The organism is Halohasta litorea (assembly GCF_024494645.1).
Classification (GTDB): domain Archaea; phylum Halobacteriota; class Halobacteria; order Halobacteriales; family Haloferacaceae; genus Halohasta; species Halohasta litorea.
In genome coordinates, this window is the sequence record NZ_JANHDJ010000004.1 from 210,864 (window position 1) to 237,329 (window position 26,466).

Annotated in this window: 26 protein-coding genes; 12 read left to right on the forward strand and 14 right to left on the reverse strand. The window is 64.5% G+C overall.

Annotated features, from left to right (window positions below; genetic code table 11):
• Positions 1-25: 25 nt before the first annotated feature.
• Positions 26-502: a GNAT family N-acetyltransferase gene (locus NO877_RS11445; RefSeq protein WP_256396473.1), complete on the reverse strand. Its 477-nt coding sequence runs from the start codon at positions 500-502 to the stop codon at positions 26-28.
• A gap of 113 nt (positions 503-615) precedes the next feature.
• Between NO877_RS11445 and NO877_RS11450 the strand changes: the two genes are divergently transcribed.
• The gene (locus NO877_RS11450) at positions 616-1,038 is read left to right on the forward strand and encodes an archease (RefSeq protein ID WP_256396474.1); all 423 of its coding nucleotides are present in this window, start codon (positions 616-618) and stop codon (positions 1,036-1,038) included.
• 5 nt (positions 1,039-1,043) lie between these two features.
• Here NO877_RS11450 and NO877_RS11455 read toward each other — a convergent pair whose 3' ends face one another.
• Positions 1,044-2,417, reverse strand: a complete 1,374-nt coding sequence (locus tag NO877_RS11455) for an RDD family protein (protein ID WP_256396475.1) — start codon at positions 2,415-2,417, stop codon at positions 1,044-1,046.
• Between the two features lie 174 nt (positions 2,418-2,591).
• Between NO877_RS11455 and NO877_RS11460 the strand changes: the two genes are divergently transcribed.
• Together NO877_RS11460 and NO877_RS11465 are read left to right on the forward strand one after the other, a co-directional pair.
• The gene (locus NO877_RS11460) at positions 2,592-3,734 is read left to right on the forward strand and encodes a DoxX family protein (RefSeq protein WP_256396476.1); all 1,143 of its coding nucleotides are present in this window, start codon (positions 2,592-2,594) and stop codon (positions 3,732-3,734) included.
• A gap of 63 nt (positions 3,735-3,797) precedes the next feature.
• A complete protein-coding gene (locus NO877_RS11465; protein WP_256396477.1) occupies positions 3,798-5,261 on the forward strand; it encodes an RtcB family protein in 1,464 nt (487 codons plus the stop codon).
• 16 nt (positions 5,262-5,277) lie between these two features.
• Here the strand turns inward: NO877_RS11465 and NO877_RS11470 are convergent, their stop codons facing one another.
• Positions 5,278-6,318, reverse strand: a complete 1,041-nt coding sequence (locus NO877_RS11470) for a lysylphosphatidylglycerol synthase transmembrane domain-containing protein (protein WP_256396478.1) — start codon at positions 6,316-6,318, stop codon at positions 5,278-5,280.
• A 107-nt stretch (positions 6,319-6,425) separates the two neighbouring features.
• On the reverse strand, positions 6,426-7,799 hold the full coding sequence (locus NO877_RS11475; protein ID WP_256396479.1) for a sulfatase: 1,374 nt from the start codon (positions 7,797-7,799) through the stop codon (positions 6,426-6,428).
• 105 nt (positions 7,800-7,904) lie between these two features.
• Here NO877_RS11475 and NO877_RS11480 point away from each other — a divergent pair, with 105 nt between their 5' ends.
• Both NO877_RS11480 and NO877_RS11485 read left to right on the forward strand, forming a co-directional pair.
• Complete coding sequence (locus NO877_RS11480) at positions 7,905-8,861, forward strand: glycosyltransferase (protein ID WP_256396480.1); 957 nt, start codon at positions 7,905-7,907, stop codon at positions 8,859-8,861.
• A gap of 63 nt (positions 8,862-8,924) precedes the next feature.
• Positions 8,925-10,001: a glycosyltransferase gene (locus NO877_RS11485; protein ID WP_256396481.1), complete on the forward strand. Its 1,077-nt coding sequence runs from the start codon at positions 8,925-8,927 to the stop codon at positions 9,999-10,001.
• Positions 10,002-10,032: 31 nt separating this feature from the next.
• On the opposite strand, the gene NO877_RS11490 is transcribed toward NO877_RS11485, so the two are convergent.
• Both NO877_RS11490 and NO877_RS11495 read right to left on the reverse strand, forming a co-directional pair.
• Complete coding sequence (locus tag NO877_RS11490; protein WP_256396482.1) at positions 10,033-10,416, reverse strand: DUF7969 family protein; 384 nt, start codon at positions 10,414-10,416, stop codon at positions 10,033-10,035.
• 46 nt (positions 10,417-10,462) lie between these two features.
• Positions 10,463-12,118 (reverse strand): HEAT repeat domain-containing protein, encoded by a 1,656-nt coding sequence (locus NO877_RS11495; protein ID WP_256396483.1) that lies wholly within the window; start codon positions 12,116-12,118, stop codon positions 10,463-10,465.
• A 127-nt stretch (positions 12,119-12,245) separates the two neighbouring features.
• Between NO877_RS11495 and NO877_RS11500 the strand changes: the two genes are divergently transcribed.
• Positions 12,246-13,094, forward strand: a complete 849-nt coding sequence (locus NO877_RS11500) for an eIF2B alpha/beta/delta subunit family protein (RefSeq protein ID WP_256396484.1) — start codon at positions 12,246-12,248, stop codon at positions 13,092-13,094.
• Here the strand turns inward: NO877_RS11500 and NO877_RS11505 are convergent.
• From NO877_RS11505 to NO877_RS11520, 4 genes are all read right to left on the reverse strand, one after another.
• Positions 13,091-13,273 carry a hypothetical protein gene (locus NO877_RS11505; protein ID WP_256396485.1) on the reverse strand — a complete coding sequence of 61 codons (183 nt, stop codon included), beginning with the start codon at positions 13,271-13,273 and terminating at the stop codon, positions 13,091-13,093. The genes NO877_RS11500 and NO877_RS11505 overlap by 4 nt on opposite strands.
• A 42-nt stretch (positions 13,274-13,315) precedes the next feature.
• Entirely contained in the window at positions 13,316-14,458 is a 1,143-nt protein-coding gene (locus NO877_RS11510) for a Gfo/Idh/MocA family protein (protein WP_256396486.1), read from the reverse strand.
• Between the two features lie 2 nt (positions 14,459-14,460).
• A complete protein-coding gene (locus tag NO877_RS11515; protein ID WP_256396487.1) occupies positions 14,461-15,429 on the reverse strand; it encodes a sugar phosphate isomerase/epimerase family protein in 969 nt (322 codons plus the stop codon).
• Between the two features lie 98 nt (positions 15,430-15,527).
• Positions 15,528-16,181 carry an HVO_2922 family protein gene (locus tag NO877_RS11520; protein ID WP_256396488.1) on the reverse strand — a complete coding sequence of 218 codons (654 nt, stop codon included), beginning with the start codon at positions 16,179-16,181 and terminating at the stop codon, positions 15,528-15,530.
• Positions 16,182-16,309: 128 nt separating this feature from the next.
• Here NO877_RS11520 and NO877_RS11525 point away from each other — a divergent pair, with 128 nt between their 5' ends.
• The gene (locus NO877_RS11525; RefSeq protein ID WP_256396489.1) at positions 16,310-17,617 is read left to right on the forward strand and encodes an MFS transporter; all 1,308 of its coding nucleotides are present in this window, start codon (positions 16,310-16,312) and stop codon (positions 17,615-17,617) included.
• An 85-nt stretch (positions 17,618-17,702) separates the two neighbouring features.
• Complete coding sequence (locus tag NO877_RS11530; protein WP_256396490.1) at positions 17,703-18,605, forward strand: NAD(P)H-binding protein; 903 nt, start codon at positions 17,703-17,705, stop codon at positions 18,603-18,605.
• Positions 18,606-18,632: 27 nt separating this feature from the next.
• On the opposite strand, the gene NO877_RS11535 is transcribed toward NO877_RS11530, so the two are convergent.
• Positions 18,633-19,046, reverse strand: a complete 414-nt coding sequence (locus NO877_RS11535; protein WP_256396491.1) for a hypothetical protein — start codon at positions 19,044-19,046, stop codon at positions 18,633-18,635.
• Between the two features lie 104 nt (positions 19,047-19,150).
• On the opposite strand from NO877_RS11535, the gene NO877_RS11540 reads away from it, so the two are divergent.
• The 3 genes from NO877_RS11540 to NO877_RS11550 all read left to right on the forward strand — a co-directional run bounded on the left by NO877_RS11540 (position 19,151) and on the right by NO877_RS11550 (position 22,334).
• Entirely contained in the window at positions 19,151-20,029 is an 879-nt protein-coding gene (locus NO877_RS11540; RefSeq protein WP_256396492.1) for a hypothetical protein, read from the forward strand.
• A 51-nt stretch (positions 20,030-20,080) separates the two neighbouring features.
• A complete protein-coding gene (locus NO877_RS11545; RefSeq protein WP_256396493.1) occupies positions 20,081-20,851 on the forward strand; it encodes a competence/damage-inducible protein A in 771 nt (256 codons plus the stop codon).
• A gap of 145 nt (positions 20,852-20,996) precedes the next feature.
• A complete protein-coding gene (locus NO877_RS11550; RefSeq protein ID WP_256396494.1) occupies positions 20,997-22,334 on the forward strand; it encodes a TIGR00341 family protein in 1,338 nt (445 codons plus the stop codon).
• Positions 22,335-22,348: 14 nt separating this feature from the next.
• On the opposite strand, the gene NO877_RS11555 is transcribed toward NO877_RS11550, so the two are convergent.
• From NO877_RS11555 to NO877_RS11565, 3 genes are read right to left on the reverse strand one after another with little or no spacing between them, the layout of a single operon-like run.
• The gene (locus tag NO877_RS11555; RefSeq protein WP_256396495.1) at positions 22,349-22,945 is read right to left on the reverse strand and encodes a DJ-1/PfpI family protein; all 597 of its coding nucleotides are present in this window, start codon (positions 22,943-22,945) and stop codon (positions 22,349-22,351) included.
• Positions 22,946-22,987: 42 nt separating this feature from the next.
• Positions 22,988-24,787: a TRAP transporter permease gene (locus tag NO877_RS11560; RefSeq protein WP_256396496.1), complete on the reverse strand. Its 1,800-nt coding sequence runs from the start codon at positions 24,785-24,787 to the stop codon at positions 22,988-22,990.
• Positions 24,788-24,828: 41 nt separating this feature from the next.
• A complete protein-coding gene (locus NO877_RS11565; RefSeq protein ID WP_256396497.1) occupies positions 24,829-24,966 on the reverse strand; it encodes a hypothetical protein in 138 nt (45 codons plus the stop codon).
• Positions 24,967-25,210: 244 nt separating this feature from the next.
• Between NO877_RS11565 and NO877_RS11570 the strand changes: the two genes are divergently transcribed.
• Positions 25,211-26,419 (forward strand): MFS transporter, encoded by a 1,209-nt coding sequence (locus NO877_RS11570; RefSeq protein WP_303646949.1) that lies wholly within the window; start codon positions 25,211-25,213, stop codon positions 26,417-26,419.
• Positions 26,420-26,466: the final 47 nt, after the last annotated feature.

Consider the following 26,466-nt stretch of genomic DNA (forward strand, 5'->3'; position numbering starts at 1 on the left):
ACGGTACTTGTCCCCATGGCCCCGCTCAGCGATTGAAAAACTCCGAGACCTTGTCGCGAATAGAGCTATCTTCGCCCAGTTTCAGGTAGAAGGCGTCGCCATTGTCCTCGTAGTAGTTGTCGATCCGGCGGGTGATCTGGAATCCGAGGTGTTCGTAGAAGCCGAGTGCCTCTTCATTTGTCGTCCGCGCATGGCAGGTCACTGTCCGGTGTCGGTCGGCGATCTCGGCGATCAGCCGCTGGCCGTAGCCGCGGCCGCGGGCGTCGGGGCGCACCGCGAGAAACAGGATATAGCCGTCGCGTCGGACCGAGGCGAAGGCGACGAGATCGCCGTCCTCGAAAAACAGGTGGGTCGTCGACCGGCGGTAGGCGTCGATAAAGAAGCCACGGCGCTGTTTGAGCACGCCCTCCGTCCGGCGGATGTGTTCTTTCAGGTGCCAGGCGGCCTCGACGTAGTCGGTCTCACCCGCCTCGTCGACGCGCTGTTCGACAGTGACGCTCACTACTGTAGCTATAGCGCCCACAAGCATATTAACTCCTCCGGGCCACTGGTCGTCCCTCGGGTGGGTCGCCGGGAGTCGAAGCCGTCATGTCGACCGGGGCCGACTGGCCACTAATGAGCTACACGCTCCGGGAGCACACCGCCGACATCGCCGTCGAGGCAACCGCGCCGGAGCTCGGCGGCCTCTTTGGGGCGATCGCCGAGGGACTCGCCGCGGCGATGTGCGAGTCGGTCCCCACCAGCGGCGGCGACCGCTTCGAAATCGAGTGCCGCGCGGAGTCGGTCGAAGCCCTCCTGTATGAGTATCTCGACCAACTCATCTACGAGCGGGACGTTCGGCTGGTATTGCCGGTCGACAACGAGGCGACCGTCCAGGACCCCGAAACACCAGGTGGGGAGTGGCGCGTCACTGCCAGCGCCCGCGGCGTCCCGCTGGCCGAAGTCACGGCCCGCGAGATCAAGGCCGTCACCTACTCCGAGATGGTCGTCGAGCAGCGCGACGACGAATGGTACGGCTACGTCGTCTTCGACGTGTAAACCGATCAGCTATTACTGGCGGCTGGCGGCTGGTTCGACTGTGCCGACTCTGTTGTCCCAGTATCGTCGGGTTCCGCCGAGCTGTCGGTCGATCGATCGCCTGCGACGACGACAGTCCCGGCGAGCCGATCGCCGAGATGCTGGTGGCGGCTCGTCACAGCCACCAGCAGGCCGCCGACAAGATAGCCACCCAGCAGGCTCACCGGCCGCAGGAGGTTCCGAGCCAGTGCCGAACGACCCGAGATATCGTCGCCTGCGCGGTCGACGACCACCAGGCCAAAGAGCCGTTTGCCGACTGTCGTCCCGAAACGCCACTCCAGGAGGACGTGGTAGCCGACCACCATCACGGCCGGGAATCCGATCAGTACCGCCCCGACCGTGGCTGTCGGGTCGCTGGTGGCAATCGAGGCGACGACGGCGAAGACGACCCAGAGCACTGCCGTCGGAATTCCAACGACCAGCAGATCCACCACGGCCGCGCCGACGCGTCGGGCCAGCGGCCCCAGCCCGGAGTTCGGGGTGAGGTCGTTAGTGGGGGCGAGTGTTTTCCTGCCGATGGTCGGGAGATCCTCGGGCTCGAAGTCGGTGATCGTTGTTCCGGCGCGCAGCCATCGTGAGATGTGGACGCGGGGAACTGCGAGCTCCTGACCGCTGGCGAGGGAGGCCAACCCCCCGAGATGAGCCTTCCCCGTGACGAGGACCGCTTCGTCGTAGTCCGCCTCGGTCGACCGTTCTTCGATCCGATCGAGCATAACTTCGTTTCGGTGATCGAGCGTCCAGACGATCACCACGACGAACAGCAGCCCACAGCAGAACAGCCAAACTGACCACAACCCTTCGGCCACCAGCCAGCCCGCGAGACCGAGCCCACAGATGGCCGCAGCGAGGCCCCCGTACCGGTGGCCGCGGCGTCTGATCAAAATCGGGACCAGCCCGCCGCCGACCGCGACCGCGGCCGTTGCTGCCGTCGCCACTGGTTCAAGCCACCCTACCACTCCAAACACGAGCCAGTTGAGGACGATCAGCCGCGGTCCGGCCCGACTCAGCGTCTCGTTGGGATGTTCGTCGACGGCCTGCACCGACAGCCCGTTGCTGTCGGCGACGCGTCGGGCGGCGGCCAACTCGGTCGGGAGCAGATCGCGATTAAACAGGAGAAACAGCGGCGTATAAATGGCGAGCTGTAACAGCAGCGCGCCGAAGGCGTAGGCGGGCACCCGCGCGAACAGCGAGCCGTACTGCCGGAGGCCCATCGAATCGGTGGGTGACTCGATGAAGATCGTCTCGCTATCGCCGACGAACGCCTCCAGTTCCCGTGTTACTTTGCTGAGTCGGTCTATGTGGATCACACCAAACAGACCGAGCTTCCGTGGGGACGACATTTGGGTGGTGTTTCGTACTCCGATTCGATAAAAAACAGTTGTGAACGGTTCAGTCGAGTGCTGACTGTCGAGAGCGATTGATCGACCGCGTATTTCAGGTATGTTTGTGAGAGACACCTACCGGCGAACTGAGAAAACCGCTGCAGTTAGAACCCCGAAGTACCTAGAGGTGGTATGCACACCAATCGTCGCCTCCTCGGGGGTAGTGTTGCCCTACTGGCCGCGCTCGTCGCCTTCGTCGGTTCGGCAACCGCCCACGTCGAGTACGTGAGGCCACCCGGCAGCCAGCCCGCAAACGTCGTCGACTTCCTCGTCGCGGCGTTCACCACCCCGTTCATCGTCGGAACCTTGCTGGTCGGTTTCATCGCGGTCCTCGCGGGAATCGGCGGCTATCTGTACCTCCGACCGTTCCCCGCGGATATCGCGGCGTTCCGGGCGGCGATGGACGACTACCGTGATCTGTTGGGGTGGTTGCTCCGGCTCAGCATGGGGATGCCGCTGATCGCCGCGGGGTTTCAGGGCTACCTGTTCAGCCCCTCGGTCACGTTGCCGTACCCCACGGCACTGCGGCTGTTCGGCATCTCGGTCGGCTTCTTCCTCCTCTTTGGGCTGGCAACGCGGGTAACGGCCGTTTGGGCCCTGTTCGTCTATCTGGTCGCCCTCCCGTCGCACCCGGGGCTCCTGTTGGCCTTCGAGTACGTTCCTGGACTCTTGGCGGTCGCGCTCGTCGGCGGCGGTCGGCCCAGCGCCGACGCCGTTATCGCCCGGATGGCCGACGACGACAAGACCCTCTACTCGCAGTTCGACCCCTTCTACCGCCGGGTGGCGGTCCCCTTCGCCACGCGAATCAAGCCGTATAAAGAACTGGCCCCGGTCGTCCTCCGGGTCGGGATCGGGATCGCCTTCATCTATCTCGGGATCACCCAGAAGCTGATGCGCCCCGGCGAGGCGCTGGCGGTCGTCGAGAAGTACGATCTCACCGCGATCGTGCCGGTCGACCCCGCGCTGTGGGTGATCGGAGCCGGACTCACTGAAGCCCTCGTTGGCGTGATGCTCATTGCGGGTGCCTTTACGCGGGGTTTCTCGCTGGTGGCGTTCGGCCTCTTTACGACCACGCTGTTCGGCCTGCCGGACGACCCCGTGGTGGCCCACATCTCGCTTTTCGGTCTCGTGTCGGCGCTGCTGATCACGGGGGCGGGTCCCTACTCGTTCGATGCGTGGCTCGCCGAGCGGATTCGGACCGCCAACGAGGTTGCCACGCGAGCGGCCGATCTCACCGAGCCGGAGCCAGCTGACGAGACGCCCACCGACGACTGAGCCTCGGCACCCCATCCGGCGGCTGACGCAACCCTCTTTCACCCCGGCCGCCGATTGCCCACTATGACTACGACACGCGAGTTCCAGGACATCACGCTGGAACGGGTTCGGGAACACGTCTGGGAGATCCCCAAATCCGGCGAGATGCGCGTCCCCGCACGCGTCCTCGCCAGCGAGGAACTGCTCGAACAGATCGGCGACGACAAAACCCTCCAGCAGCTGAAAAACGCCACCCAGCTGCCGGGCATGCAGAAGTACGCCCTCTGTATGCCCGATGGCCACCAGGGGTATGGGTTCCCGGTCGGCGGCGTCGGCGCGATCGACGCCGAGGAGGGCTGTATCTCGCCCGGCGCCGTGGGCTTCGACATCAACTGCGGCGTCCGCATGATCCGGACGAACCTCACCTACGAGGACCTCCAAGGGAACGAGGAGGAACTCGTCGAGACCCTCTTCGAGAACGTCCCCTCCGGCCTCGGCGGCGGTGGCGTCGTCGAAACCGACGTCAAAACCGTCGAGGAGATCCTCGAACGCGGCCTCGACTGGGCGATCGAAGAAGGGTACGCCACCGAGGCCGACCGGCTCCACTGCGAGGACGAGGGCCGCCGGCCCAACGCCGACGCCGACGCCGTCTCCGAGAAGGCGAAAAATCGCGGCAAGAATCAGGTCGGGAGCCTCGGCTCGGGCAACCACTTCCTGGAGGTCCAGCGCGTGACGGACATTTATAAGGAAGACGTGGCCGAGGCGTTCGGTCTCGAAGCCGACCAGATCGTCGTCCTCATTCACTGCGGAAGCAGGGGTCTAGGCCACCAAGTCTGTTCGGACTACGTCCGGAAAATCGAGCAACGGCACGGCGATCTGCTCGCGGAGTTGCCCGACAAGGACCTCGCGGCCGCGCCCGCGGGAAGCGAACTCGCCGCCGAGTACTACGGCGCGATGGGCGCGGCGATCAACTTCGCGTGGGTCAACCGCCAGCTGATCACCCACCAGACCCGCAAGGTCTTCGAGCGCGTCTTCGGCCGCGACTGGCAGGACATGGAGATGGAACTGCTGTACGACGTGGCTCACAACATCGCCAAAAAGGAGCCCCACGACGTCGACGGCGAGACCCGTGAACTGTACGTCCACCGGAAGGGCGCGACCCGAGCCTTCCCCGCGGGCCGCGAGGAGGTCCCGCGGGCCTACCGCGACGTGGGCCAGCCGGTCATCATTCCCGGCAGCATGGGCGCGGGGAGCTACGTCCTCCGCGGCGGCGCGGAGTCGATGCAAGAAACGTTCGGTTCGACGGCCCACGGCGCGGGCCGGACGATGAGTCGGACGCAGGCCAAACAGGACTACTGGGGCGAGACCGTCCAGGACGAACTCCAGGAACAAAACCAGATCTACGTCAAAGCCCAAAGTGGCGCGACGATCGCCGAGGAGGCTCCTGGCGTATATAAGGACGTCGACGAAGTGGTTCGGGTCTCCGAGGAGCTCGGGATCGGCGATGCGGTCGCCCGGACGTTCCCGGTCTGCAATATAAAGGGCTGAACCGCTCGCAGGTCGGCTACTCTCGATCAGGCACCGGGTCGCCGCCAGTCTCGTCACGGAGGGTCAGCATCGACACGTATCCGACGACGATCCCCGGCCAGTAGGTCGTCAGCCGGAACAGGACGGCCGCGCTCAGGGCGGTCGCCAGATCAACCGAATAGAAGAACGTCATCAGCCCCGAGAAGGCCGCCTCGTAGGTGCCCGAGCCGCCGGGGGTCGGCGACAGCGTGGCGACCGTCGACAGCGTCACCAGGAAGTAGATGGGGACGAACCGCGGCTCGATGCCCATCGACAGGAAGACAAAGTACAGCGAGGCGATCTGGGCGACGATGGCGAGATGTGAGACCGCGGCCGTCTCGGCGAGGAACCGCCGGTCGTTGCCCGCGGCCTGAAACGATTCTTCGATCCGTTCGACACTGTCTTTCAGGGAGTCGAAGACGCCCTCGAACCGTCCGACTCGGGCTTCGAACCAGTCCAGGAGACCGTGGACCGATTCAGTGAGCGTGCCGTTGTCCGACCAGAGCAGATAGGCGACCAGTCCGCCGACGGTCAGGATAACGGTTGCAATGATACCGATGTCGACGAGGAACCCCGCAAGCGTCCCGAAGACGGCCAGATAGAGGATGCCGCCGAGGGTGAACGTAAAAAACGGGGCGGCGTTGATGATATCGGAGGAGACCACGGCGGTCAGCGATCGCTCGTATTCGGAGTCGGTCGTCTCCGAGATGATGTAGGCCATGATCGGTTCGCCGCCGAACTGTCCCAGCGGCGTGATCGAGTTCAGGAAGTGGCCTGTCATGAACATCCGCAGCGTCTGTGAGACCGTCGACCGGATCGCCAGCTGGCCGAAAAACCGGTACCAGACCCACGCCCAGACCCCCAATGAGGAGAAGCCGACCGCCACCGCCACCGCAAACAGCGGAATATCGACCTGATTGAGCGTGGTTACGAACCGCTCGGCATCGGCGAAATACAGCAGTCCGACGAACAGCAGCCCCGTGATGGCATACCAGAGCCACTTGTTCGATTTCCAGTCGTCGCCGAGTGAGAGGTTCATATGTGGGAAGTCACTGACCACTGTGCGGACCAGTCTATTTGCCGAAGCGTTCGGCACAGCAATATAAGATGCCTTTGTTCTGTGGCGGCTGTTTCCGCCACGGAGAACTACCGGTAGCCGAGTGCTTCGAGCCGGTCTTCGATCTCGTCGTCGACCGCCTCGCCGTCTTGCTCGTCGGAATCGTCGCCCGTGTCGCCAACGTCGACGTCGCCGATCGCGTCGACTTCGCGTTTCAGGTCCTCGGGAACCGGGATCTCCTCGCCGGTGTCGAGATCAACGGCCTCGTAGCGTGCGTTCCCGTCTTCGTCGGTTGATTTGACGACCTTTGTGCCGTCGCGTTTGACGTATCTGGCCTGCCGGTAGTAGTCGTCCCACTGGTCGCTTGGAATGTAGCCGGTGAAGTTCTCGGGGAACTCGTAGCCGCCCCGAATCGTCTCGCCGAAGGCGTTGGGTTCGGTCGGCTCGATCCCGGCCCAGTAGGGGACGAGATCGGACAGTCGCCGGAGTTCGAACGGGCGCTTCTCGCGCCGTCCATCGAGGTCGGGGTGATCGACCATCAGCACCGTGTTGATCACCGGCTCGGCGACGGTGAACTGGTGGCCGAAGACACCGTCCTCGCCGAGTGCTTGGCCGTGGTCCGACAGCAGCACGACGACCGTATCGTCGTCGAGATCGTTGGCTTCCAGCGCGCTCGTGATTCGGCCGACCAGATCGTCGGTGTAGTCGACCGAAGCGTCGTACATCCGCCGGAGTTCCTCGTAATCGATATCGTCCTTGGTGAACATATCCTTCTGCCGGTGGGGAATGACCGACTCGTCGGTGACGCCATGTGTATCGACGTACCGCTGGGGCGGATGATACGGCTCGTGGGGCTCCATCAGATTCACGTAGAGGAAGAAGTTCTCGTCGGGCTCTCTGTCGCCGAGGTACGCCTCGACGGCTCCGACCGTCTCCTCGGATTTACACGAGTCGTCGACGCCGAACAGCCGGAAGGCCCGGTCGAGTTGGCGGCCGAGGATTCGCTTGGGGAGGGTGCCGAGGCTGTCGTAGAGCTTGGTCGTGAACTTCGAGATCCGGCGGCTCAGTGAGTTGTCCGCGCTGCCAAGGAAGTTTTCGACCGTATCGCAATCCTCAGTCATTCCCTTGTGTGGGGTGATCCAGACGTTCGGCGTGACCGCGCCAGTGGTGTAGCCCGCCTCGCGAAGTTGGCCGATAAACGTCTCTTCGTCGCCCGTGGCGTAGCTGCGGGCCTGTGTGGTGCCATGGTCCCACGGATACTGGCCGGTGAACATCGAGGCATGCGAGGGCAGGGTCCAGGGGGCCTGGGTGACGGCGTTCTCGAAGACGATTGAGGAGTCGACCAGCTCGTCGATATGGTCGGTGAAGTCGATGCCCTCGTTGTATGCCGAGACGCGGTCGGTCCGCAGCGAGTCCAACACGAGGAAGACGACGTTGTTCCGCCCGGAAGTGGCGTCGCTCATATCCCTACCAAACGGTAGCGAGTAGTTAGTCACTCTGGTTGCGACTGTTCGACAGTCACGGGCAGTTTATATTTGTGCACCTGGTGGGAACAGACAGAGCCGTCTATGAGTACGAAAGTAGCGATCGTCTACTGGTGTGATGGGGCGGGCCACGCGGCCAGAAGCATTCCCGTCGCCAAGGAACTCGAAGCCCGCGGCGTCGACGTCGCCATCGGCGGCGGCGGCCAAGGCGAGCCGTTCGTCGACATGAACGGATTCGACCAGCCCGACCTTACCAAAGTCGCCGTCAAGGGCAGCACGCCCCGCGCCTTTCTCGAACACACCCTGTTCGATCTGATCCCCTCTTCGGTGCGCCGCTTCCGTGAGCTGTATCGGTGGCTTGACGACGAGGACCCCGACGTGCTGGTGACCGACGACATCTTCGCGGCCTTTGTGGCGATCCTCCAGGACATCGATTTCTACCGCATCGACCACCTGACGACCGACCTCTTCGACCGCCGGTGGGGCATCCCCCTCGAAATCTATAATCGGACGTCGCTGCAGTTTGCCGAAGGAATCCTCGTCACCTCCCTTTGGAAAGACGAGCCCGATCCCGAGAGAATCACCCGCGTCGGCCCGCTGGCCCAGGAGGGCGACCCGGACGACGAAGTCGAACCCTACGATGTCCTCTTAAATCCGGGCACCCACGGCGAGGATTTCGACGAGATCCGTCGACGACTCGAACGCATGGGGTACGATGTGCGAACGGTGGGCGACGACGAGTGGGAGACGAAACCGGCGATGACGCCCTACACGGCGGCGGCGGATGTCGTCGTCTGTACCGGCTTTTCTTCTATTGCCGATACGGTCGTCGCGGGGACCCCGTGTGTTATCTATCCCTTCCTGCCGTTCCAGAAAGCCCTCGCAGCGCGGGCCGACGCACTGGATATCGAGGGCGTCTCACAGGCGACCTCCGTCGAGGCCGTACTCGATGCGGTCTCCTACTACTGTACCGCCGACGAACAGCCGGACTTCGAGAACGGCGCGCCCGAGTTCGTCGACACATTGGTACGCAATATTTGACACATTCGCGGACGTATCTCGGTAGATGTAAAAACGAGGTCGACAAACAGGATACCCAATCGAATGAGAATCGGCTTTTTCACCGATAGCTACTTCCCGGGGATCGACGGGGTCACCTACACGATCAAGGCGTGGCGCGAGCGGCTGGAAGCCCGCGGCCACGAGGTGTACGTCGTCTACCCCGAGAGTAGCCACGAGCCGAGCGAATACGAGATTCCCGTCCCTGCGCTCCCCAACCCCTTTTATAAGCAGTACCGACTGCCGATCTACCGGCGGCTCTCGACGCTGCCCGAACTGGATGTCGTTCACTGTCACGGTCCGGCGACGACCGGCCTGATGGGTCGGCGCTACGCCAAAAAACACGGCTGCAAATCGGTGTACACCCACCACACGCCGATCGAGGACTACCTCATTCGGGCGCTCCGCTTCGAGTCGCTCTCCCAGCGCGTCGGGGATCTGTATGTCGCCTACGAGAACCGGTTTTTGAACTCCTTCGACTGTGTGACCGCCTCCACATCGCGCATCCGGCGAAACGTCGACCCCCACCAGCTCCCGGTCGGCATCGAAATGGACTTTTTCGAGCCCCAGCCCGACACGCTGTTCGACGACGACAGGCCGATCGTCGGCTACAGCGGGCGGATGAGCACGAAAAAGAACCTCGACGAGATCGTCCGGCTGGCCGAGGCCTGTCCCGACTACCGGTTCGAGCTCGTCGGCGAGGGCCCTGCTCGGAAGCACCTCGAAGCTATCGCCCCCGACAACGTGACGTTTCGGGACTTCATGCCCCGCGAACAGCTGCCGACCTTTTACTCCTCGCTGGACGTGTTCGTGACCGCCTCGACCTGCGATACCCTCGGCTTATCGACCCTGGAGGCCAACGCCTGTGGCACGCCAGTGGCCGCCGCCGACGTCCAGCCGTTCGACGAAACTATCGGCCGGGAGAACGGTGCGCGATTCACCTACCAAGACATCGACGACATGAAGCGGGCGGTCAGGGAATGTCTGCTCGAACCGAAAGAGACCCGATCCGTCGTCGAAGCGTTCTCCATCGACCGCACGGTCGACGAACTCGAATCGATCTATGGCGTCGAGGACGCCGACGAGAGCCCGAGCCGCGTCCCGACCGCTGCGCCACCCTGACGCCCGAAACCACGCCACCAGAAACACCCACTTACCAGAAGCCGCCGCTTCCGCCCGGTCCCGACGGTCCTGATGGCCCGCTGGGACCTCGCGTCGATCGCGGCCCCTCATCGGCGATTTCGACCCGCTCGCTCGGCTTGCGCGGGTCGACCTCCTCGCCGTCTTCGAACTTGACGAAACTGAGATAGAACGTCTCCCCGCAGCCCCCGCCGTCGTTTTTAAGCGTGCCGTCCTCGCCGCAGACGAACTCGACGCCGTCGACGTCCTCCCGATCTTCGAAGGGTTCGTCGGGTGAGACGTAGCGCCACCCCTCGAAGGGGAACGGTGTTACCGCCTTATCTGCGAGATAGCCGTCGCGTTCGAGTTCGACTAGCGTCTCGCAGTGCGGGCAGTAGTAAGTGACCGGGAATGACATACCGGGAGTAGGGCGTCGAGGGGCTTACTTTGTGTGGTCCTGTGAATCAGCCGATCCGTTCGAGCGCCCACGCTGCCCGCGCCCGGACGGCCTCGCTGGGGTCCTCCCGGCGGTGTTCAGTCAGCGGGTCGACGGCCTCGTCCGCCTCGCAGTGGCCCAACACCCAGCAGGCGTGGACCCGACTCCGCGTCCAGCTGTCCTCCAGGAGTTCGATCGTTCGCGGGACGAACGGCTCGATCCGGGCGGGGTACTCCTCGGCGATCCGGGCGAGGGTGCCCGCCGTGTTCGAGCGCACCGTGGGATCGTCGTCGTCCAACAGCGGGGCGATCTCCTCGGTGTAGGGGGCAACGTCCATCGGGAACCCCTGGGCGATGTCGCCGAGAATACCGACCGAATTTCCGCGTAGTTCGGGATCATATGCACCGAGTTGATCCAACAGCGTCGGGACCACGGGCGTCGCCGCGTCGGGGTACGCCGAGGTGACGTGGCCCAGGGCGGCGGTACAGCTGATCCGATAGGGGTCGTCGTCGGCATCCAACAGCGAACACAGCTGCGGCACCAGCGGCCGGACCTCCTCGGGGAAGGATTCGGCGATCACGCTCAACACGGCCAGCGCCTGCCGACGCGCCCGCGTCGGCGTCGGCGACAACAGCGAGGCGATCGCCGGGGTGGCATCCAGTGCCGCGGCGGGGTCGTGTTCGGCGACCGCCAACAGGAACTGGGTAGCCGCCGTGTTCAGAAGCGAACTTTCGGCGTTCAGTTGGTCGACGATTTCCGGGGTTACGTCGACGACAGCTTCGGGGAACCGCTCGGCGACGGTCGCCAGCGACCGGACGGCGTACAGCCGGATCGACCGGTCGTCGTCGAGCCGGTCGGCCAACCGGTCGACGGCGGTCAGCCCGGCCTCGGGGCGGTCGTCGACGACCGATTCGACGGTCCGCATCGCGTCGTACCGCACCGCCTGCTCTTCGGCGTCGATCAGCGGCCACAGCGAGTCGGTCTCCAGGAGGCCGGGGGCGACCGCCGCAAGCTGTCGGTAGCGGTCGACGCGGTCGTCGGGCGGCCCCTCGTCGAGGGTGGGGAGCGACGCCCGCGTGACGGCTTCGACCGCGGCGATCTCCGGCAGGGCGATTCGGATCTGCCGGGGTGACTGTTCGACCGTCGTGCATTCGAAGGTGGGCGGCGCTGTCAGCCCGACCGCGGCCGCCGGAAGCCGTGTCGGCCCGGCGAACGGTCGCTTGGTCTCGACTTCCGTCGCCGATTCCGCGCCGACGATCCGAAACGCCGTCGAGGAGTCGAACTGGTCGAAAAACGCTTCGAGCGCCGCCCCGGAGTCGGGGGCCGCCCGGATCTGCAGCGGCTCGCCGGAGGGTCCAGGAGCGAACCACGCGATCGGCTCGCCACCCTCATCGGTGTGTCGGCGCAGACACTCGCGGACGGAGTCGCAACCGACCGCATCCCGCATCGTCAGGTGGTCGCGGCGGCCCGCTCCGGGCTCGACGGTGTACTGTCGCCAGCATTTGTGGCCGTCGATGAAGACCGGGTTGGGCTCGCCGCGGGTGGCAGGTCGACCGTCCTCGGTTTCGGCCCGGCCGTCGCAGACCGCACAGACCGGGTTCGGAACGGACCCGGCGGCCGGGGCTCCGACAGTGTTGCCACAGATACTACAGGGCGGCTGTCGGCGAGTCGGCGTCGAAGGCATCGCTACTGGGTACCGTTCGCAGGGGGCTACCGTCTCAAAAATCTTCCGTGGCAAATTACCGGTTTGATAATTGGCCGCCTGCAGACTGGCCCGGAACACATTTGAGCCGAGGGACGAACGTTCCTGTATGATCGATGAGACAGTCGAGGAGATCCAAGGAATGCAGAGCCACAGCTCCTCGCTGATCGCTATCAAGGCGACACAGGCGCTCTCGGAGCTACTCGACCGCGAGTACGCCTCCGTCGAGGAGTTCGAACGCGACCTCGAACGCAACGCGGGCGCGCTTCGACGGGCCAACCCCTCTCATGCGTCGCTCCACAATGCGGTCCGGGCGGTCGAACGCTCGGTGTTAGATGTGTCCAACAGTGTCGAGGAGGCCAAGGACTTCACCCGCGAGATGATCGACCGTGTGGTCGAGGATATCGAGACCGGCAAGCGCCGGGCAGCGATCAACGCCGCCGAAACCTTCGAAGACGGCGAAACCTTTCTGACGCACGATTTTTCCTCGACTGCGCTTGCGGCGGTCGAAGCCGCCGCCCTCGACGGCAACTACCTCACGGCCTACGTAATGGAGGCCCGCCCCCGATACATCGGCCGCGGAACCGCCCGAATGCTCGCGGCGATCGACCGGGTCGAGCCGCATCTGATGGTCGACAGCGCGCTGGGGCACTTCCTCTCGGAGTGCGATCGCGTCATCATCGGGATGGACTGCATCGTCGACGACACCCTGTATAACCGGATCGGCACGCTGCCGCTGGCGGCGACCGCCCAGGAGCTCGGCGTTCCAGTTGTCGTCGTCGGCTCAGGGGCCAAGGTCATCGAGGAAGGCTTCGCCTTCGAGAATCAACACCGCTCGACGTCGGAAGTCATGCTCGAACCCGTCGAAGGCATCGAGATCGAGAACCCGGCCTACGATGCCACTCCTGTCGAGTACATCGACCAGCTCATCACCGAGACCGGCATCCACGAGTTCTAGCGCCAGTCGAACTTCCGGCCACGGATCGCCCGCACGGCCAGGAATCCAACGAGCCCCATCGCCATAAACATGAACAGCGAGAGGGACTCTTGGAGGTAGCCAGTGTACGACAGAACCGTTCCGATCAGCAGAATGAGGATGCTGGTGATGATAATTTCGTATCCTTCTACCTCTACCATAGCTATCACTCCCGGTAGTCATGAAAAACCGTTTCGGTTTTTTCACTCCTGACCGTTGTCGACGCTGACCCACTCGCCGTGCTCGTCGGCCTGCTCGATGCCATCGAGAACCTCCTGGACCTCATAGGCCTCGGCGAAGGAGGGTGAGAACTCGGTTCCCTCGGCGACTGCTGAGAGGAACTCGAAGTTTTCGTGGACGAAACTGTGCTCCCAGCCGATGGTGTGGCCCGGCGGCCACCAGTGGTCGACGTAGGGGTCGGTTTCCTCCGTCACGAGCACCGTCTCGTAGCCCCGACTGTCGCCGGTTAGCACTTCTAACTCGTTGAGCCGTTCGAGGGCGAATTTCAGGCTCCCCTCGGAGCCATGAATCTCGATGGTGTGGTCGTTTTTGTGACCCGTCGCCATCCGCGAGGCTTCGAAACTCCCCACGGCTCCGTTGGCGAACTCGGCCTGTGCAGTGTAGGCGTCGTCGACGGTCACTGGCCGATACTCCTCGATTTCGCCCACATCGTCGTAGACGGGGCGTTCCTCGACGAACGTTTCGAGGTGGCCCGACACGCGGTCGATCCCACCGGTTCGGTCGCCGACGAGGAAGCGGACGAGGTCGACCGTGTGGGCACCCAGATCGCCGAGCGCGCCCGACCCCGCGAGGTCGGCGTCCATCCGCCAGGCCCACGGTGCCTCTGAATCGACGAGCCAGTCCTGGAGATACCGCCCACGAACGTGACGGATCTCGCCGAGTTCGCCGTCGGCGATCAGCCCCTTAGCGTACTGGATCGCCGGTAAAAAGCGGTAGTTGAAGGCACAGCCAGCCGGAACCGTCGCCTGCGCCGCCGCATCGCGCATTCGATCGGCCTCGTCGAGGGTCGGCGCGAGCGGTTTCTCACAGAGTACCGCAGTGCCTGCTTCGAGGGCCGCAATCGAGGGCTCGGCGTGGAGGTGGTTCGGCCCGAGGTTGTAGAAGACGTCGACCTCGCCGACCACGTCTTCCCAGTCGGTCGCAGTGTTGTTAAATCCGAACTGGTCGGCCGCCTCGGCCAGCGCCTCCTCGTCGCGGCCAATGAGTGTATGACGTTCGACCGCGGGCGCGTCGGGGAAGAACATCGGCAACCGAGCGATCGCGTTCGAGTGGGCTCGACCCATAAACCGGTAGCCGAGCATCCCGATGGTGAGTGGTTCCGTCATGGTTATGCCGCCCAGTAGGCATCGCCGGGTTCGGTCGTAAAGAGCGCGCGGGAGAGCACGTCGACGGCCTTTTCGAGGCCCTCCGTGGCCGAGGTCAGCGAGTCCTCGTGTTCGATCGACAGCGCACCCTCGTAGCCGACCATCCGGAGCGTCGAGACGATGTCCTTCCAGTGGCTCTCGCTATGTCCGTAGCCAATGGATCGGAACAGCCACGAGCGGTCGGCCTCCTCGGTGTAGGAGGTCGTGTCCAGGACACCCTTCTCACGGGCCTGTGACTCGTATATTTTGGTGTCTTTCGCGTGGGCGTGGTGGATGGCGTCGTGGTCCCCGAGGAGTCGGATCGCCTCGGTGACGTCGATCCCCTGCCAGTAGAGGTGTGAGGGGTCGAAGTTCGCGCCGAGCCGTTCGTTGGTTCGCTCGCGGAGTTCGAGCAGGCCGTGGGGTTCGTAGACGAGCATATTGGGATGCATCTCGATGGCGATATCGACGCCCTGCCGGTCGGCGAGATCGGCGAGTTCCGACCAGTAGTTTTCGGCGACCGTCCACTGGTATTCGTGGGCCTCACGGTGTTCGGTCGGCCACGGCGCGGTGATCCAGTTGGGCACCTCGTCGTTCGGCCCGCCCGCCGGAAGGCCCGAAAAACAGGTCACGGTGTCGACGCCCATCTGGGCGGCGAGATCGACGGTCTCCCGCAGCTCCCGGTCGGCCTCGGCCGCGCGGCTCTCGTCGGGATGGAGGGGGTTGTTGTGGGTCGCCAACGCGCTGATTTCGAGGTCGTATTCGGCGACCGTGTCGAGAAACGCCCCCTGGGCCTCGGGGTCGTCCAGGAGTCCGGAGCGGTCGAGGTGGTCCGAGCCGGGATAGCCGCCAGTGCCGAACTCGACAGCCTCTACGCCGAGTTCCGAGAGATACGCGAGGGCGTCGTCGATTGGCTGGTCGCCGAGCGGGACGGTGAGCACGCCGAGCTTCATACCGGACGTACAACGACGTCCCGAATAAATGGGTATGCTGTCTGCTACCGAATATTCGCTATCAATTGTCGCGTCAGGTACCGACACGCCCTCTCCATTCACTCCGTGCGTTCGACTGGCGCACCCCGAACGTTCGTCTTGACGCTGTCGAGTCCCTGTTTGGCCTTCTGTTTCGAGGCATAGCCCTGCCCGCCGTCGGCGATGATGTTGCCGTTGTCGTGGACGAGCCGCCAGCGCCACTTGCCGCCCTTGTCTGCGAACAGTTCGAACGTCGCGTGGCTCCCGCCCTCCTCGACGGTCGCCTCGTGGTCGTCCTTCGAGGTGTCGACCACGTAGCCGCCGGGGGCATTCCGCTTGACGCTGTCGAGTCCCTGTTCGGCCTTCTGGGCGGAGGCGTACCCCTCGCCGCTGTCGGCGATGATGTTGCCGTTGCGGTGGACCAGCCGCCAGCGCCACTTGCCCTCCCGGTCTTCGTACAGCTCGAACCGCGCTTTGCTCACGTTGGTCTCGGTGTCGACGTCGTCGGCCTCGCCCTCCCACTCCATCTCGATGTCGAGACTGAGGGTTTCGCCTTCCTCTTCGACCTCGATCTCCATTGCGGGTTCGGCCGCCGGGGTCACCGTCACCGTCTGTTCGTCGTCGACCGGCACCGGCTTTCCTCGACCGAGTGCTTTCGCCAGCCGACGCAGATAGGTCGCGATCGACCGCCGACTCCGTTTCGTTTCGGATTTGTATATTGTTTCGTCCGCCATACGGTTCGTACTCACATGGCACACATATAGTGGTGTTCCCGAAAGAACAGTTTAGTCGGACTTGTTGCTCGGGTCGACAGTCACGCACAATCGGAGGCCATATGGGCGGGCCGTCTGCAAGGGGAGCTATGTCCGACCGTTGGCTGTACGGCTGGGGACTGGGCTCGGTCGCCCTCGGCGGCGCGTCGCTGGTCGTCCCATTGTACGCCGTGGACCTCGGCGGCGGCCCGTTCGTCTTGGGGCTACTCGCAGCGGTCGCCGCCCTCGTCGGGGTTCCGGGTGCGCTCGGTGCGGGCCGGATCGCCGACCGAACCGGCAACTACCGGCTGCTCCTGCTTGGCACGCTCGTGTTGATTGCCGGAGCGATTGCCGTGATCCCACTGCTCGAAAGCGTGACACCAGTAATTCTCGCAAACGGTGTGCTTTGGTTCGCCTTCGCCGCCGCCACGCCGGTGGTGACGCTGCTGGCAGTCGTCGACGCCCCCGCCGAAGCGTGGAGCGAACGGATCGCCCTATTAAACAAATATCAGGGGATCGGCTGGGCTGTCGGCCTCTTTGTGGGATCAGTGTGGACCGGGTTCGGAACGCGGCTGCTGGCCCCGGAGCTGGTGATCCGGAGCCTGTTCGTCCCGCTGGCGGTCGCTGCAGCCCTCGGCCTCCTGTGGAGCGGTCGAACCCTCCCGGCCGATCCACCCGCCCAGCAACGGATCTCGGCCGACCGACTCCGGCGAGCCCTCCAGCGGGCCAATCGGTTCAGCGTCCGCAGCGCCACCTTTCCGTTTACGGTGAGTCGGGCCGACTTCCGGGAGTTCCACCCGCGTCGGTTCGTCGACCGGTTTTCGCCCACGCTCGCGCTCTACTTTCTGGCGGTCTGCCTCTGTTTCGCCGGCTTTGCAGCCTTTTTCGCGCCGCTGCCGGCGTTTTTGGCCGATGCGGGCTACGGATCGGACGGGATCTTCGCACTCTACCTGATCAACAGCCTCGCCGCGGCCGCCGTTTTCGGTCCCACCGGACGACTGAGCGCGAAATGGGGGGCCGAACTGGTGCAGATCGTCGGCCTCTCGGTCCGTAGCCTCGCCTTTTCGCTGGTCGTGGTCGTCGACCTCGCGCTGGGAGCTACCGCCTTCGGCTTCGGAATCGCCGCGGCCGTCTTCGCGCTGATCGGCGTGACGTGGGCGATCATCGCCGTCACCGCCAGCACGCTTGTCACCGAACTCGCCCCGGTGACGATCCGTGGCGAGGCCCTCGGGATGTACGCCGCCCTCAGCGCGCTCGCCGGGGGCGTCGGCAGCCTCCTCGGCGGCTGGCTCGCCGCCGGGAGCTACCTCGTCGCCTTCGGCGCGGCCGGGGGGCTCGTCTTCGGTGGCGCAGTGACCGTCGTGTTCGTCCGCCGGCGGACTGTGGTCGACCGCAACACTGCGCGAACGCCCGCCTGATTCGGCAGGCTGGACCCATGCCCACGGAATCGGATCTATCAGACCGGGCAAACTCTATTGACGGAGTCGTACATAGAGGGACGTAATGCGTATTCTCGTTGTCGGGGCGACCGGGTTCGTCGGCAGTCGACTGGTCGCTCGGCTTGCGGAGTTGGGTCACGATGTCGTCGCGTTCTCGCGGAGTGCGAGACGAGAGTCGTTCTCCGACGGCGTCGAGGCCTTCGAGGGCGATCTTGCCGACGCCGACTCAGTAGCCGATCTCTGTGCGGGCGTCGACGTCGCCTACTACCTGATTCACTCGCTGACCGCCGACGATTTCGCCGCCCGCGACCGGGAGTACGCCCGGCGGTTCCGGGATGTCGCCTCCGAAGCGGGCGTCGACCGCGTCGTCTACCTGAGCGGTATCAGCGGCACCGGGGTCGACCTCTCGCCACATCTCGAATCCCGGCGCGAGGTCGAGGCGATCCTGGCTGGCGGCGAGTTCGATCTCACCGTCCTGCGGGCGGCGGTCATCATCGGCGCGGAGAGCGCGAGTTTCAGAATCCTCCACGATCTGACCGACCGGCTCCCGATCATGGCGGTCCCCCAGTGGGTTCGTACCCCCTGTCAGCCGATCGGGATTCGGGATACGATCAGCTATCTGGTCGGTGTCCTGGATGCCGAAGCGACCCGCGGCGGGACCTACGACATCGGCGGTCCGTCGGTGTGGAACTACGAGTCGTTGCTCCAGTTGACCGCCAGAGAGAAGGGGAAGACGGTGTATATTGTGCCGGTGCCGGTGATGACGCCGAAGCTCTCGTCGTACTGGCTCCGACTGACGACCGACGTGCAGTTCGATATCGCCCGGGCGCTGGCCGAGAGTATGCGCAATCCGGTGACCGTCGACGCCGCAAGCGATCTGCAAACTGTCGTGCCGATCGACCAGACCCCGATCGAAACGGCAGTACGGGACGCGCTGGCCGAACTCCGAGCGTCCGCCGAACGCTGAGACGGTCGATGACGCCTGATAGTCGACTTACTCCTGACGGTCAGCGTGATCCTGCCGAATCTCGTCGATGTACTCCCGAGCGTCAGGATCGAGTCTGTAGGTGCCGTGGATCTCGGCGGGGGCTTCCCCGTGGACGACACGGCCGAAGGGTGCGGCGATTTTGGGGTACAGCGCCTCGAAGCCACGGGCCACCGGCGAGGCGATCCCGCGGGCGTACATCGCCTTTTTAACGGCTGTCTCGCCAGCGTGGACCGCGTTGTCCTCGATCAGCACGAAAACGAACGGTCGGCTACCGAACTGGGCTTCGAGGAACTCTTGGACAACGTCGGACTCCCACGGGACGGCGATGACGTCGTCCATCCCGTAGGTCAACACGTCGACTGCGGTTCGAAACGCCGCTTTGCGGCCGTCATAGATGAGAACCGACAGTGGACTACTCACGACCGCTGGTATGTCGCCGAGCGGCGTGATTCTTTCGAACGGCCCGAATCGAGGGACCGACGAGCAGGCGGTTTTATGTTTCTATCTGACATTGGTGATTTTAAATGCAGTATCGAGCAGCTATCGGCGGCGGCCTCGTGGTCTCCGGTGTTCTCCTCGGCGTGCTGCAGATTGTGCAGTATCTCCAGTTCCCCGCGGCCGCGACGACGCTCCTGTTCAACACGGTCCCGTTTATATTGGTGTCGGCGGCGATCGTCTTCACTGGCGTCACTATCGTCCGCGATGACGCCTACAGCGAGTACGCGACGCTCATTATCTCCTGGGGCGTCGGGAGCGCAGTCGCCTTCGTCGCCGTTTTTACGCTCATCACCGGCACCAGCCAGCAGGCGGGCCTCACGCTGCTGTTCGGAGCCGCCGACGCGGGCAGTGCTGGCGGGCTCGCCGGACTGTTGATCGGTCTGTACGACGCCCGGAGTCGGCAGACGTTGGCCACCGTCGAGCGGTCGGCCGAGAAACTGAAGGGGCTCAACAAGTACGGTAAGGTGCTCAACGAATCCTCGAACGTCGAGTCGGTCAGCGCCCTCTGTATCGAGGTGCTCGAATTCGTCCTGGATAGCGACGGGGCCGTCTTCGTCCATGGCGACGGCGACTCCTGGCGGATCGTCGACACCACGCTCCCGGATGTCGAGACCGATGGCGCGCTCGGCCGGGCCGCCCGCGACGCGAGCGACCGCGAAAAGCTTCAGACGGTTACCGACGGCGAGGGGTTCGACGAGATCCGCAACGGCGAACCCGGCTCGACGCTGGCGGTGCCGATCCCCTACGGCGCGGGCACTGTCGTCCTGTTCGCCGTCTACTACGACATCTCCGAACCGGATACCGAAAACGTCGATCTCTTCGAGATCCTGGCGGCCCACGCCGCGACCGCGCTGTCGTCGGTCGACACAGCGGCCCGAGCGGCCGACGAGCCAGAGCCGCTGTAAGCCTGCCCCCGAGTCACAAGGGCTATTTTTCGGCCGGTCGTTCTGTCTCCAATGGAGGTTGCCCTGATTACCGTCGGCGATGAGCTACTGTCGGGCGACACGGTGAACACGAACGCCAACTGGCTCGCCGCGCGGCTCGCCGACCGCGGCGTCACGGTCACCCGTGTCCTCTCGCTGCCCGACGATCAGGAGACGATTGCCGCCCACGTCGACGACTACAGCACGGCCTTCGACCGCGTGATCGTCACCGGCGGCATCGGCGGCACGCCCGACGACGTGACGATGGAGGCGGTCGCCGACGCCTTCGGCCGCGAGCTGGCGGCCTCGGAGCTGACCCGCGAAGCCGTAGACCAGCGACTCGCCGAGATCGAGGGGCGCATTCCGGACCGCGAGATCGATGTCGACCGGGAGGCCGAGGCCGCGATTCCAGCGGAGAGCCGACCCCTCATAAACGACGCCGGGCTCGCACCGGGCTGTGTCCTCGCCAACGTCTACGTGCTGCCCGGCATTCCGGAGGAACTGAAGGCGATGTTCGAGTCGGTTGCCGAGGAGTTCGCCGGGAATCGCCGCTCGGCGTTCCTGTATACGGTCGAACCGGAGGCCAATATCGTGTGGGCCCTCGAGGAGGCGATGGATCGCTTCGCGGTGACCGTCGGCTGCTATCCCGACCGGGAGGCCGACCACAACCGGCTGAAGCTCACCGCGACCGACGAGGCGGTGTTGAGTGGAGCCGCCGACTGGCTGCTGTCGAACATCAACGCGAGCGACACGCCGGTCTCCCGCGACTGGGACACCGACGAGCCCGCAAGCACGGACGAGTGACGATACTACGACTGGTGCGACTTTTATAACTGGATTACCGACACGACCCCCTCGCTCGATCTACAGACGGTCGGTACAGTTGGGCCCGTCGACCACTCACTCGATTCGAACTAGAACTACCCATCTGGTCGCCGACGACCTGCCAATGCGCTATCTCGAAATCACGATCCCCGAGGGTCGCCGCCGGGCCGTCCTGGACGTGCTCGACGAGGCGAGCGTCGACTACGTGATGAGCGACGAAACCAGCGGCGAGAAGTACAGCGATGTCGTCCGGTTCCCGCTGCCGAATCGGGCGGTCGAGCCGGTCCTGGACGACCTCGCGCAGGTCGATATCGAAGACGCTCGCGTGGTCGTCATCAACGCCGAGACCGTGATCTCCGAGGAGTTCGACGCCGTCCGCGACCGCTACAGCGGGGGCGGAGCCAAAGGCGAACGCACCTCCCGGCAGGTGCTCCGAACGAAGGCCGACGAGTTCACGCCCGCATTCCCGATTTATATCGTGATGCTGCTGATCAGCGCGGTCGTCGCCACCGCAGGGCTGCTGGGTGATTCGCCCGCCGTCGTCGTCGGCTCGATGGTGATCGCGCCGCTGCTCGGCCCGGCGCTCGCCGCCAGTATCGGCATCGTCACCGGCGACGACGATCTTCGGCGGGAGGGGTTTATCTATCAGTTTATCGGCGTCGCGGTCGTGATCGCCGCCTCGGTCGGCCTCGGGCTGCTCGCTCGGCTGGCGGGGTTCGAACCGGGCGGCGTCGACATCGTCGTCGTCGCCGAACTCGAAGAGCGCGTCTCGCCGAACCTGCTTTCGATCCTGGTCGCGCTGGGTGCCGGAATCGCTGGCATCCTGAGTCTCACGCGTGGCTTTTCGGAGGCGATCGTCGGCGTGATGATCGCCGCCGCGCTCATTCCACCGTCGGCCGCCGTCGGGATCACCGCTGCCTGGGGGATGGACGGCGCGGCTCTGGGGGCGTTCACGCTGGTCGTCGTCAATCTGTTGTCGATCAACGTCGCCGCGCTGGGGACGCTCTGGGTGGCGGGCTACCGCCCGCAGGGGATGTTCGACGTCTCACCCACCCGCCGGTCGACACTGACCTACGCGACGATCTTCGGTGTCGGCCTCCTGGTGCTGGCGGCCCCGCTGGCCAGTATTACGCTGCTCGATTTCCAGACGACACAGATGGAAGCCAGCGCGGAGGAGGGCGTCGAGTCGGTCCTCGCTGCTCCCGAGTACGACGGGATCGAACTCGATGAGATCGAGGTCGTCCTGGACGACGATTATCCGGTCCGGTCGGTCGACCGAATCGTCATCACCGTCACCGGCCGGGAACCGGGGCCGAACCCGCCACTCGCGGACGATCTGTATCGGGCTCTGGCCGACCGGATCGGCGAGCCGCTCCGCGTCGAGGTCGAGTACGTGGTCTCCGAGGAACGCGGCCAACAGCCCGACGAGCAGAGGGTCGTTCCGACAGTCCCCGAGTCGTGAGGCCGGTTGGCTCGCTATGGGACGACTGCCTCTGCTGGCTCGTATTCCATCTGCGTGGCGACGCGCTGGGCTACTTCGTCGCCGAACTCCCGTGCGACCAGATGGAAGGCGAGATCAAGCCCGGCGGTGACGCCACCGGCGGTCACGAGATCGCCGTCGTCGACCACCCGGCCGTCGGCGAGTTCGGCACCTGATGCTTCGAGTTCATCGCGTGCGCTCGCGTGCGTCGTCGCCGGTCGTCCATCAGTCACTCCGGCGCGAGCCAGCAGCATCCCGCCGGTACAGACTGCCGCGAGATCGACGCCCGCCTCCTGGAGGCAAGCGATTGCTGCGGGGAGATCGCCCCGTTCGGCTTCGGCCCACGCGCCGGTCTCGCCGCGGGCTCCCCACTGGCCGCCCGGGACGACCAAGAGATCGGGGTCGAGATCGTCGAGCCGGTCGTCGATGCCGATCCGGAGCCCGTGGCTCGCGGTGATCTCGCCGGGAGCATCGAGCGTGCAGAGCGTGACACTGAGGTCCGCGCCCGCCTGTCGGGCGTTCTCGAAGACCTCGAAGGGGGCGATGGCGTCGAGTTCGTCGACGCCCTCGAAGACGACGATTGCGATATGCATGGCTATGGTCGGCTGGGTGTCGAAAAAAGGGTTCCGTCGGTGTTACTCGGTGTCAGGTTCGACCGATGGGGTTGTCGACCCGCCGGAGGACCCGACGAGGTTGCGGATGTTCGCAACCGGGTTCGGTTTGCCGGTGATCGTCTGGATGACGTACATCGCGATGATGGCCGCGAACGCCCCGAACTGAACGAGCCGCGAGGGGTGGACCATCGTCACGATCCCGAGGACGAAGAACGCGACACCGGCACCGAGCGAGACCGCCTTGCCGAAGCCGAAGCGGTAGTTGATGCCGTGGATCACCGCGATCGCGCCGATCATCGCCAGCGATCCCGAAACCAGCGTCTGGGTGCCGAACTCCGCCGAGACGACTTCCGGATGGTAGACGAAGACGAACGGCAGGATGAACAGCGGCGCGGAGATCTTGATCGCCTCCAGGCAACTCCTCCAGAAATCCGCCCCCGCGATCCCGCAGGCGACCGCCACACAGGTCGCAATCGGCGGCGTCAGCCCCGCGAGGATCGCCGCGTAGAACACGAAGAAGTGGCTGGCGAACTGCGGCAGGAGGAACTGGTTGGTCAGCGTCGGCGCGATCAGTAACGCGACGATCGTGTAGGAGGCGGTCGTCGGCATTCCAAGCCCGAGGATGATACAGATGATCATCGCCAGGATGGCCGCCACCAGCAGGATACCGCCCGAGAGATCCATCAGCGTCAGCGAGATCTTGGTCGGCACGCCGGTCGCGGTGAGGATGTCGACGACGCCGTTGATCGCCGCCAGAATGATCGTCACCGGCGCGAGGACGACGACGCCCTCGCGCATCCCGTTGAGCGTCTCCCAGACGTTTCGCTTGGTCGTCTCTACCATCGTCGCGTCGGTGACTCCCGTCAGCGACTGGAGCTGCGGGATGATCGTTCCGGTCGCCAGCATCGTGACCGAGGTGTAGAGTGCCGCCGTCATCACCGTCACCTGGACGATGCCCAACAGGTAGATGAGCACCGCCAGCGGGAGGCCGTATTTGACCAACTCGGTCGCGAACTCGCTGCGTGGCATCGAATCCTGGATCAGGATCTCGGGATCGACGTCGTCGAGCTGCGGCACCGAGACGTAGTGGACCGCGATGGCGATCGTCACCACGAGGATCGCCGCCGGGATCAGCCCCGCGACGATCACGTCGGCGTAGGTGACACCCGTAATGAGCGACGCCATAATGAACGCCGCCGCACCCATCACGGGCGGCAGCACCTGGCCGGAGGTCGAGGCGACGGCCTCGATCGCCCCGGCGGTTTCGGGTTTCATCCCGTTGCGTTTCATCAGCGGAATCGTAAAGGAGCCGGTCATTCCGGCGTTTGCGGTCTGGCTCCCGTTGACCGAACCGATGACCGCACTCGCCAGTACCGCGGTCTGGGCGATCCCCGAATCGATGTAGCGGGCCGACCGGAACGCCAGCCGCATGATGAGATCGAACGCGCCGTAGGATTTGAGGAAGCCCGCATACAGCAGGAACAAGGCGATCCACGCGGCGACCAGCTGGGTCAGGAAGCCGAAGAAGCCGTCGACGCTGATGACGAGCGTCCGCAGGATCCGCTCCCAGGTGAGCCCGCCGTGTGAGAGCGCTCCTGGAGCGAACGCCCCGTAGCGCCCGTACAGAATGCCGAGGAAGATCACAGACAGGAACGTGATTCCGAACGAGCGCCACGTCAGGTAGATGATGACGAACGTGAACACGACCGCCATGATGTACTCGTTGGTGGTCGCCCGGCCGAGGTTGGAGACGTACAGCTCCTGAAAGTTCGTCGCGATGTAGGTGATCGTCACCAACACATCGAGCGCCGAGAACGTCAACAACCCGGCATGGAGCCGGTTCCCCGGTCCGTAGGCTTTCTTCAGATCCTCGATGATGTGTCCGCGGCCGCCGCCCGCGTCACGGTGATCTCGTCGTCTCCCGGCAGCGTCGTCAGCGTCTCGAGCTGTTTGTCGAGTCGATCTTCATCGCCGTCGACCGGTAGCAGCACGTGATACATGGCTCGGGATTTATCACGATATATAATATATGTTTCGAGACATTGGAATAATGAAAAATTGACAACAGAATGTATATATGAACCGGGAATCGGTTCGCCAGCTGGGTGGCGTCGCTCACGTTTCCCGGCTGTTATCGGCGAACTGCGTCGGTCAAACCGTACGACTGGACCAATAATTATTAGCCACCCTGTGTAACTATCAGATCACGTGGACACCAACGACCAGTCAATTGTCGGCTTCGTAATGGTTAGTCACTCGATGGTCCACATCTACGAGCTGTCGGTGCCGATCCTGATGACGGTGTGGCTGGTGGAGTTTTCGACGACGTCGGCGGTCTTGGGGACGGCGGCGGCAATCGGCTACGGGCTGTTCGGCGTCGGTGCCCTGCCGGGCGGGCTGTTGGTCGATCGGTTCGGCTCCCGCCGGCTCATCGTCGCCTGTCTGGTCGGGATGTCTGTGTCCTTTCTCGTCCTGAGCCTCGCGCCGGGAGTCATCGGTATCACAGTCGCCCTCGCGCTGTGGGGACTCGCCGCCAGTATCTACCACCCGGCTGGACTGACACTCATCAGCAACGGGGTCCAGGATCGCGGGCAGGTGTTTGCCTACCACGGGATGGCTGGCAACGCTGGCATTGCTGGCGGTCCACTGGTGACGGCGCTGCTGTTGCTCACCTTCGAGTGGCGGCTCGTGGCGGCAATCCTCGCCGTTCCGGCCGCGATTGCGGCCGTCATTGGACTCACCGTCTCGTTCGATCCGACCGCCGCCGTCGACGTCGACGACGGCGAGCCGGAGCGGCGCTCACCGGCGAGTCTCGCCGAGTTCGGCAGCGAGACGCGGCGGCTGTTTACGATCGGCTTTCTGTTGGTGTTCTGTATCGTCTCGTTCAACGGGCTCTACTACCGTGGTGTGCTGACCTTCCTGCCGGAGCTGCTCGGCGACTTCCTGACGGCGGCGGTCGGTGACGTGCAGCTGGGTCTGTTCGATCCCGATAGCCCGGTGGCCGCCGAGTTCGACCTCTCGCGGTATCTGTACGCCGGGCTGCTGACCGTCGGCATCGGCGGGCAGTATCTCGGCGGTCGGCTCACCGATCGCATCGAGCCCGACCGTGGGCTGACGGTCATGCTCGGTGTGCTCACGACGATCGCTCTCGTATTCGTCCCGCTGGTCCAAACTGGACTGGCAGGGCTCCTGCTCGGGAGTTTCGTCCTCGGCGTCGCCCTGTTTGCGATCCAGCCGCTGTCGCAGGCGACGATCGCCAAATACTCGCTGCCGGAGTCCCGCGGGCTGTCGTTCGGCTACACCTACCTCGCCATCTTCGGGATCGGTGCCCTCGGTGCGGCGATCACCGGGACGGTGCTCACCTACAGCTCGGTGTCGGTCATGTTCCTCGTCCTCGCCTCCTTGTCGACGATCGGCGTCTCGCTGGGGATTACGCTGCTTCGTAGACAGTAGCGGCTCGGTCGCGCCTTTGAGCAGTCTACTCGGCGAGATATGGCATC

Excerpts from the sequence above, each read along its gene's own strand:
- NO877_RS11500 (WP_256396484.1), top strand. The coding sequence starts at position 12,246 with ATGATCGATGAGACAGTCGAGGAGATCCAAGGAATGCAGAGCCACAGC.
- NO877_RS11455 (WP_256396475.1), bottom strand. The coding sequence starts at position 2,417 with ATGTCGTCCCCACGGAAGCTCGGTCTGTTTGGTGTGATCCACATAGAC.
- NO877_RS11465 (WP_256396477.1), top strand. The coding sequence starts at position 3,798 with ATGACTACGACACGCGAGTTCCAGGACATCACGCTGGAACGGGTTCGG.
- NO877_RS11515 (WP_256396487.1), bottom strand. The coding sequence starts at position 15,429 with ATGAAGCTCGGCGTGCTCACCGTCCCGCTCGGCGACCAGCCAATCGAC.
- NO877_RS11450 (WP_256396474.1), top strand. The coding sequence starts at position 616 with ATGAGCTACACGCTCCGGGAGCACACCGCCGACATCGCCGTCGAGGCA.
- NO877_RS11565 (WP_256396497.1), bottom strand. The coding sequence starts at position 24,966 with ATGTATCACGTGCTGCTACCGGTCGACGGCGATGAAGATCGACTCGAC.
- NO877_RS11470 (WP_256396478.1), bottom strand. The coding sequence starts at position 6,318 with ATGAACCTCTCACTCGGCGACGACTGGAAATCGAACAAGTGGCTCTGG.
- NO877_RS11545 (WP_256396493.1), top strand. The coding sequence starts at position 20,081 with ATGGAGGTTGCCCTGATTACCGTCGGCGATGAGCTACTGTCGGGCGAC.
- NO877_RS11550 (WP_256396494.1), top strand. The coding sequence starts at position 20,997 with ATGCGCTATCTCGAAATCACGATCCCCGAGGGTCGCCGCCGGGCCGTC.
- NO877_RS11525 (WP_256396489.1), top strand. The coding sequence starts at position 16,310 with ATGTCCGACCGTTGGCTGTACGGCTGGGGACTGGGCTCGGTCGCCCTC.
- NO877_RS11480 (WP_256396480.1), top strand. The coding sequence starts at position 7,905 with ATGAGTACGAAAGTAGCGATCGTCTACTGGTGTGATGGGGCGGGCCAC.
- NO877_RS11520 (WP_256396488.1), bottom strand. The coding sequence starts at position 16,181 with ATGGCGGACGAAACAATATACAAATCCGAAACGAAACGGAGTCGGCGG.
- NO877_RS11555 (WP_256396495.1), bottom strand. The coding sequence starts at position 22,945 with ATGCATATCGCAATCGTCGTCTTCGAGGGCGTCGACGAACTCGACGCC.
- NO877_RS11510 (WP_256396486.1), bottom strand. The coding sequence starts at position 14,458 with ATGACGGAACCACTCACCATCGGGATGCTCGGCTACCGGTTTATGGGT.
- NO877_RS11530 (WP_256396490.1), top strand. The coding sequence starts at position 17,703 with ATGCGTATTCTCGTTGTCGGGGCGACCGGGTTCGTCGGCAGTCGACTG.
- NO877_RS11495 (WP_256396483.1), bottom strand. The coding sequence starts at position 12,118 with ATGCCTTCGACGCCGACTCGCCGACAGCCGCCCTGTAGTATCTGTGGC.
- NO877_RS11460 (WP_256396476.1), top strand. The coding sequence starts at position 2,592 with ATGCACACCAATCGTCGCCTCCTCGGGGGTAGTGTTGCCCTACTGGCC.
- NO877_RS11485 (WP_256396481.1), top strand. The coding sequence starts at position 8,925 with ATGAGAATCGGCTTTTTCACCGATAGCTACTTCCCGGGGATCGACGGG.
- NO877_RS11475 (WP_256396479.1), bottom strand. The coding sequence starts at position 7,799 with ATGAGCGACGCCACTTCCGGGCGGAACAACGTCGTCTTCCTCGTGTTG.
- NO877_RS11505 (WP_256396485.1), bottom strand. The coding sequence starts at position 13,273 with ATGGTAGAGGTAGAAGGATACGAAATTATCATCACCAGCATCCTCATT.
- NO877_RS11570 (WP_303646949.1), top strand. The coding sequence starts at position 25,211 with ATGGTTAGTCACTCGATGGTCCACATCTACGAGCTGTCGGTGCCGATC.
- NO877_RS11490 (WP_256396482.1), bottom strand. The coding sequence starts at position 10,416 with ATGTCATTCCCGGTCACTTACTACTGCCCGCACTGCGAGACGCTAGTC.
- NO877_RS11540 (WP_256396492.1), top strand. The coding sequence starts at position 19,151 with ATGCAGTATCGAGCAGCTATCGGCGGCGGCCTCGTGGTCTCCGGTGTT.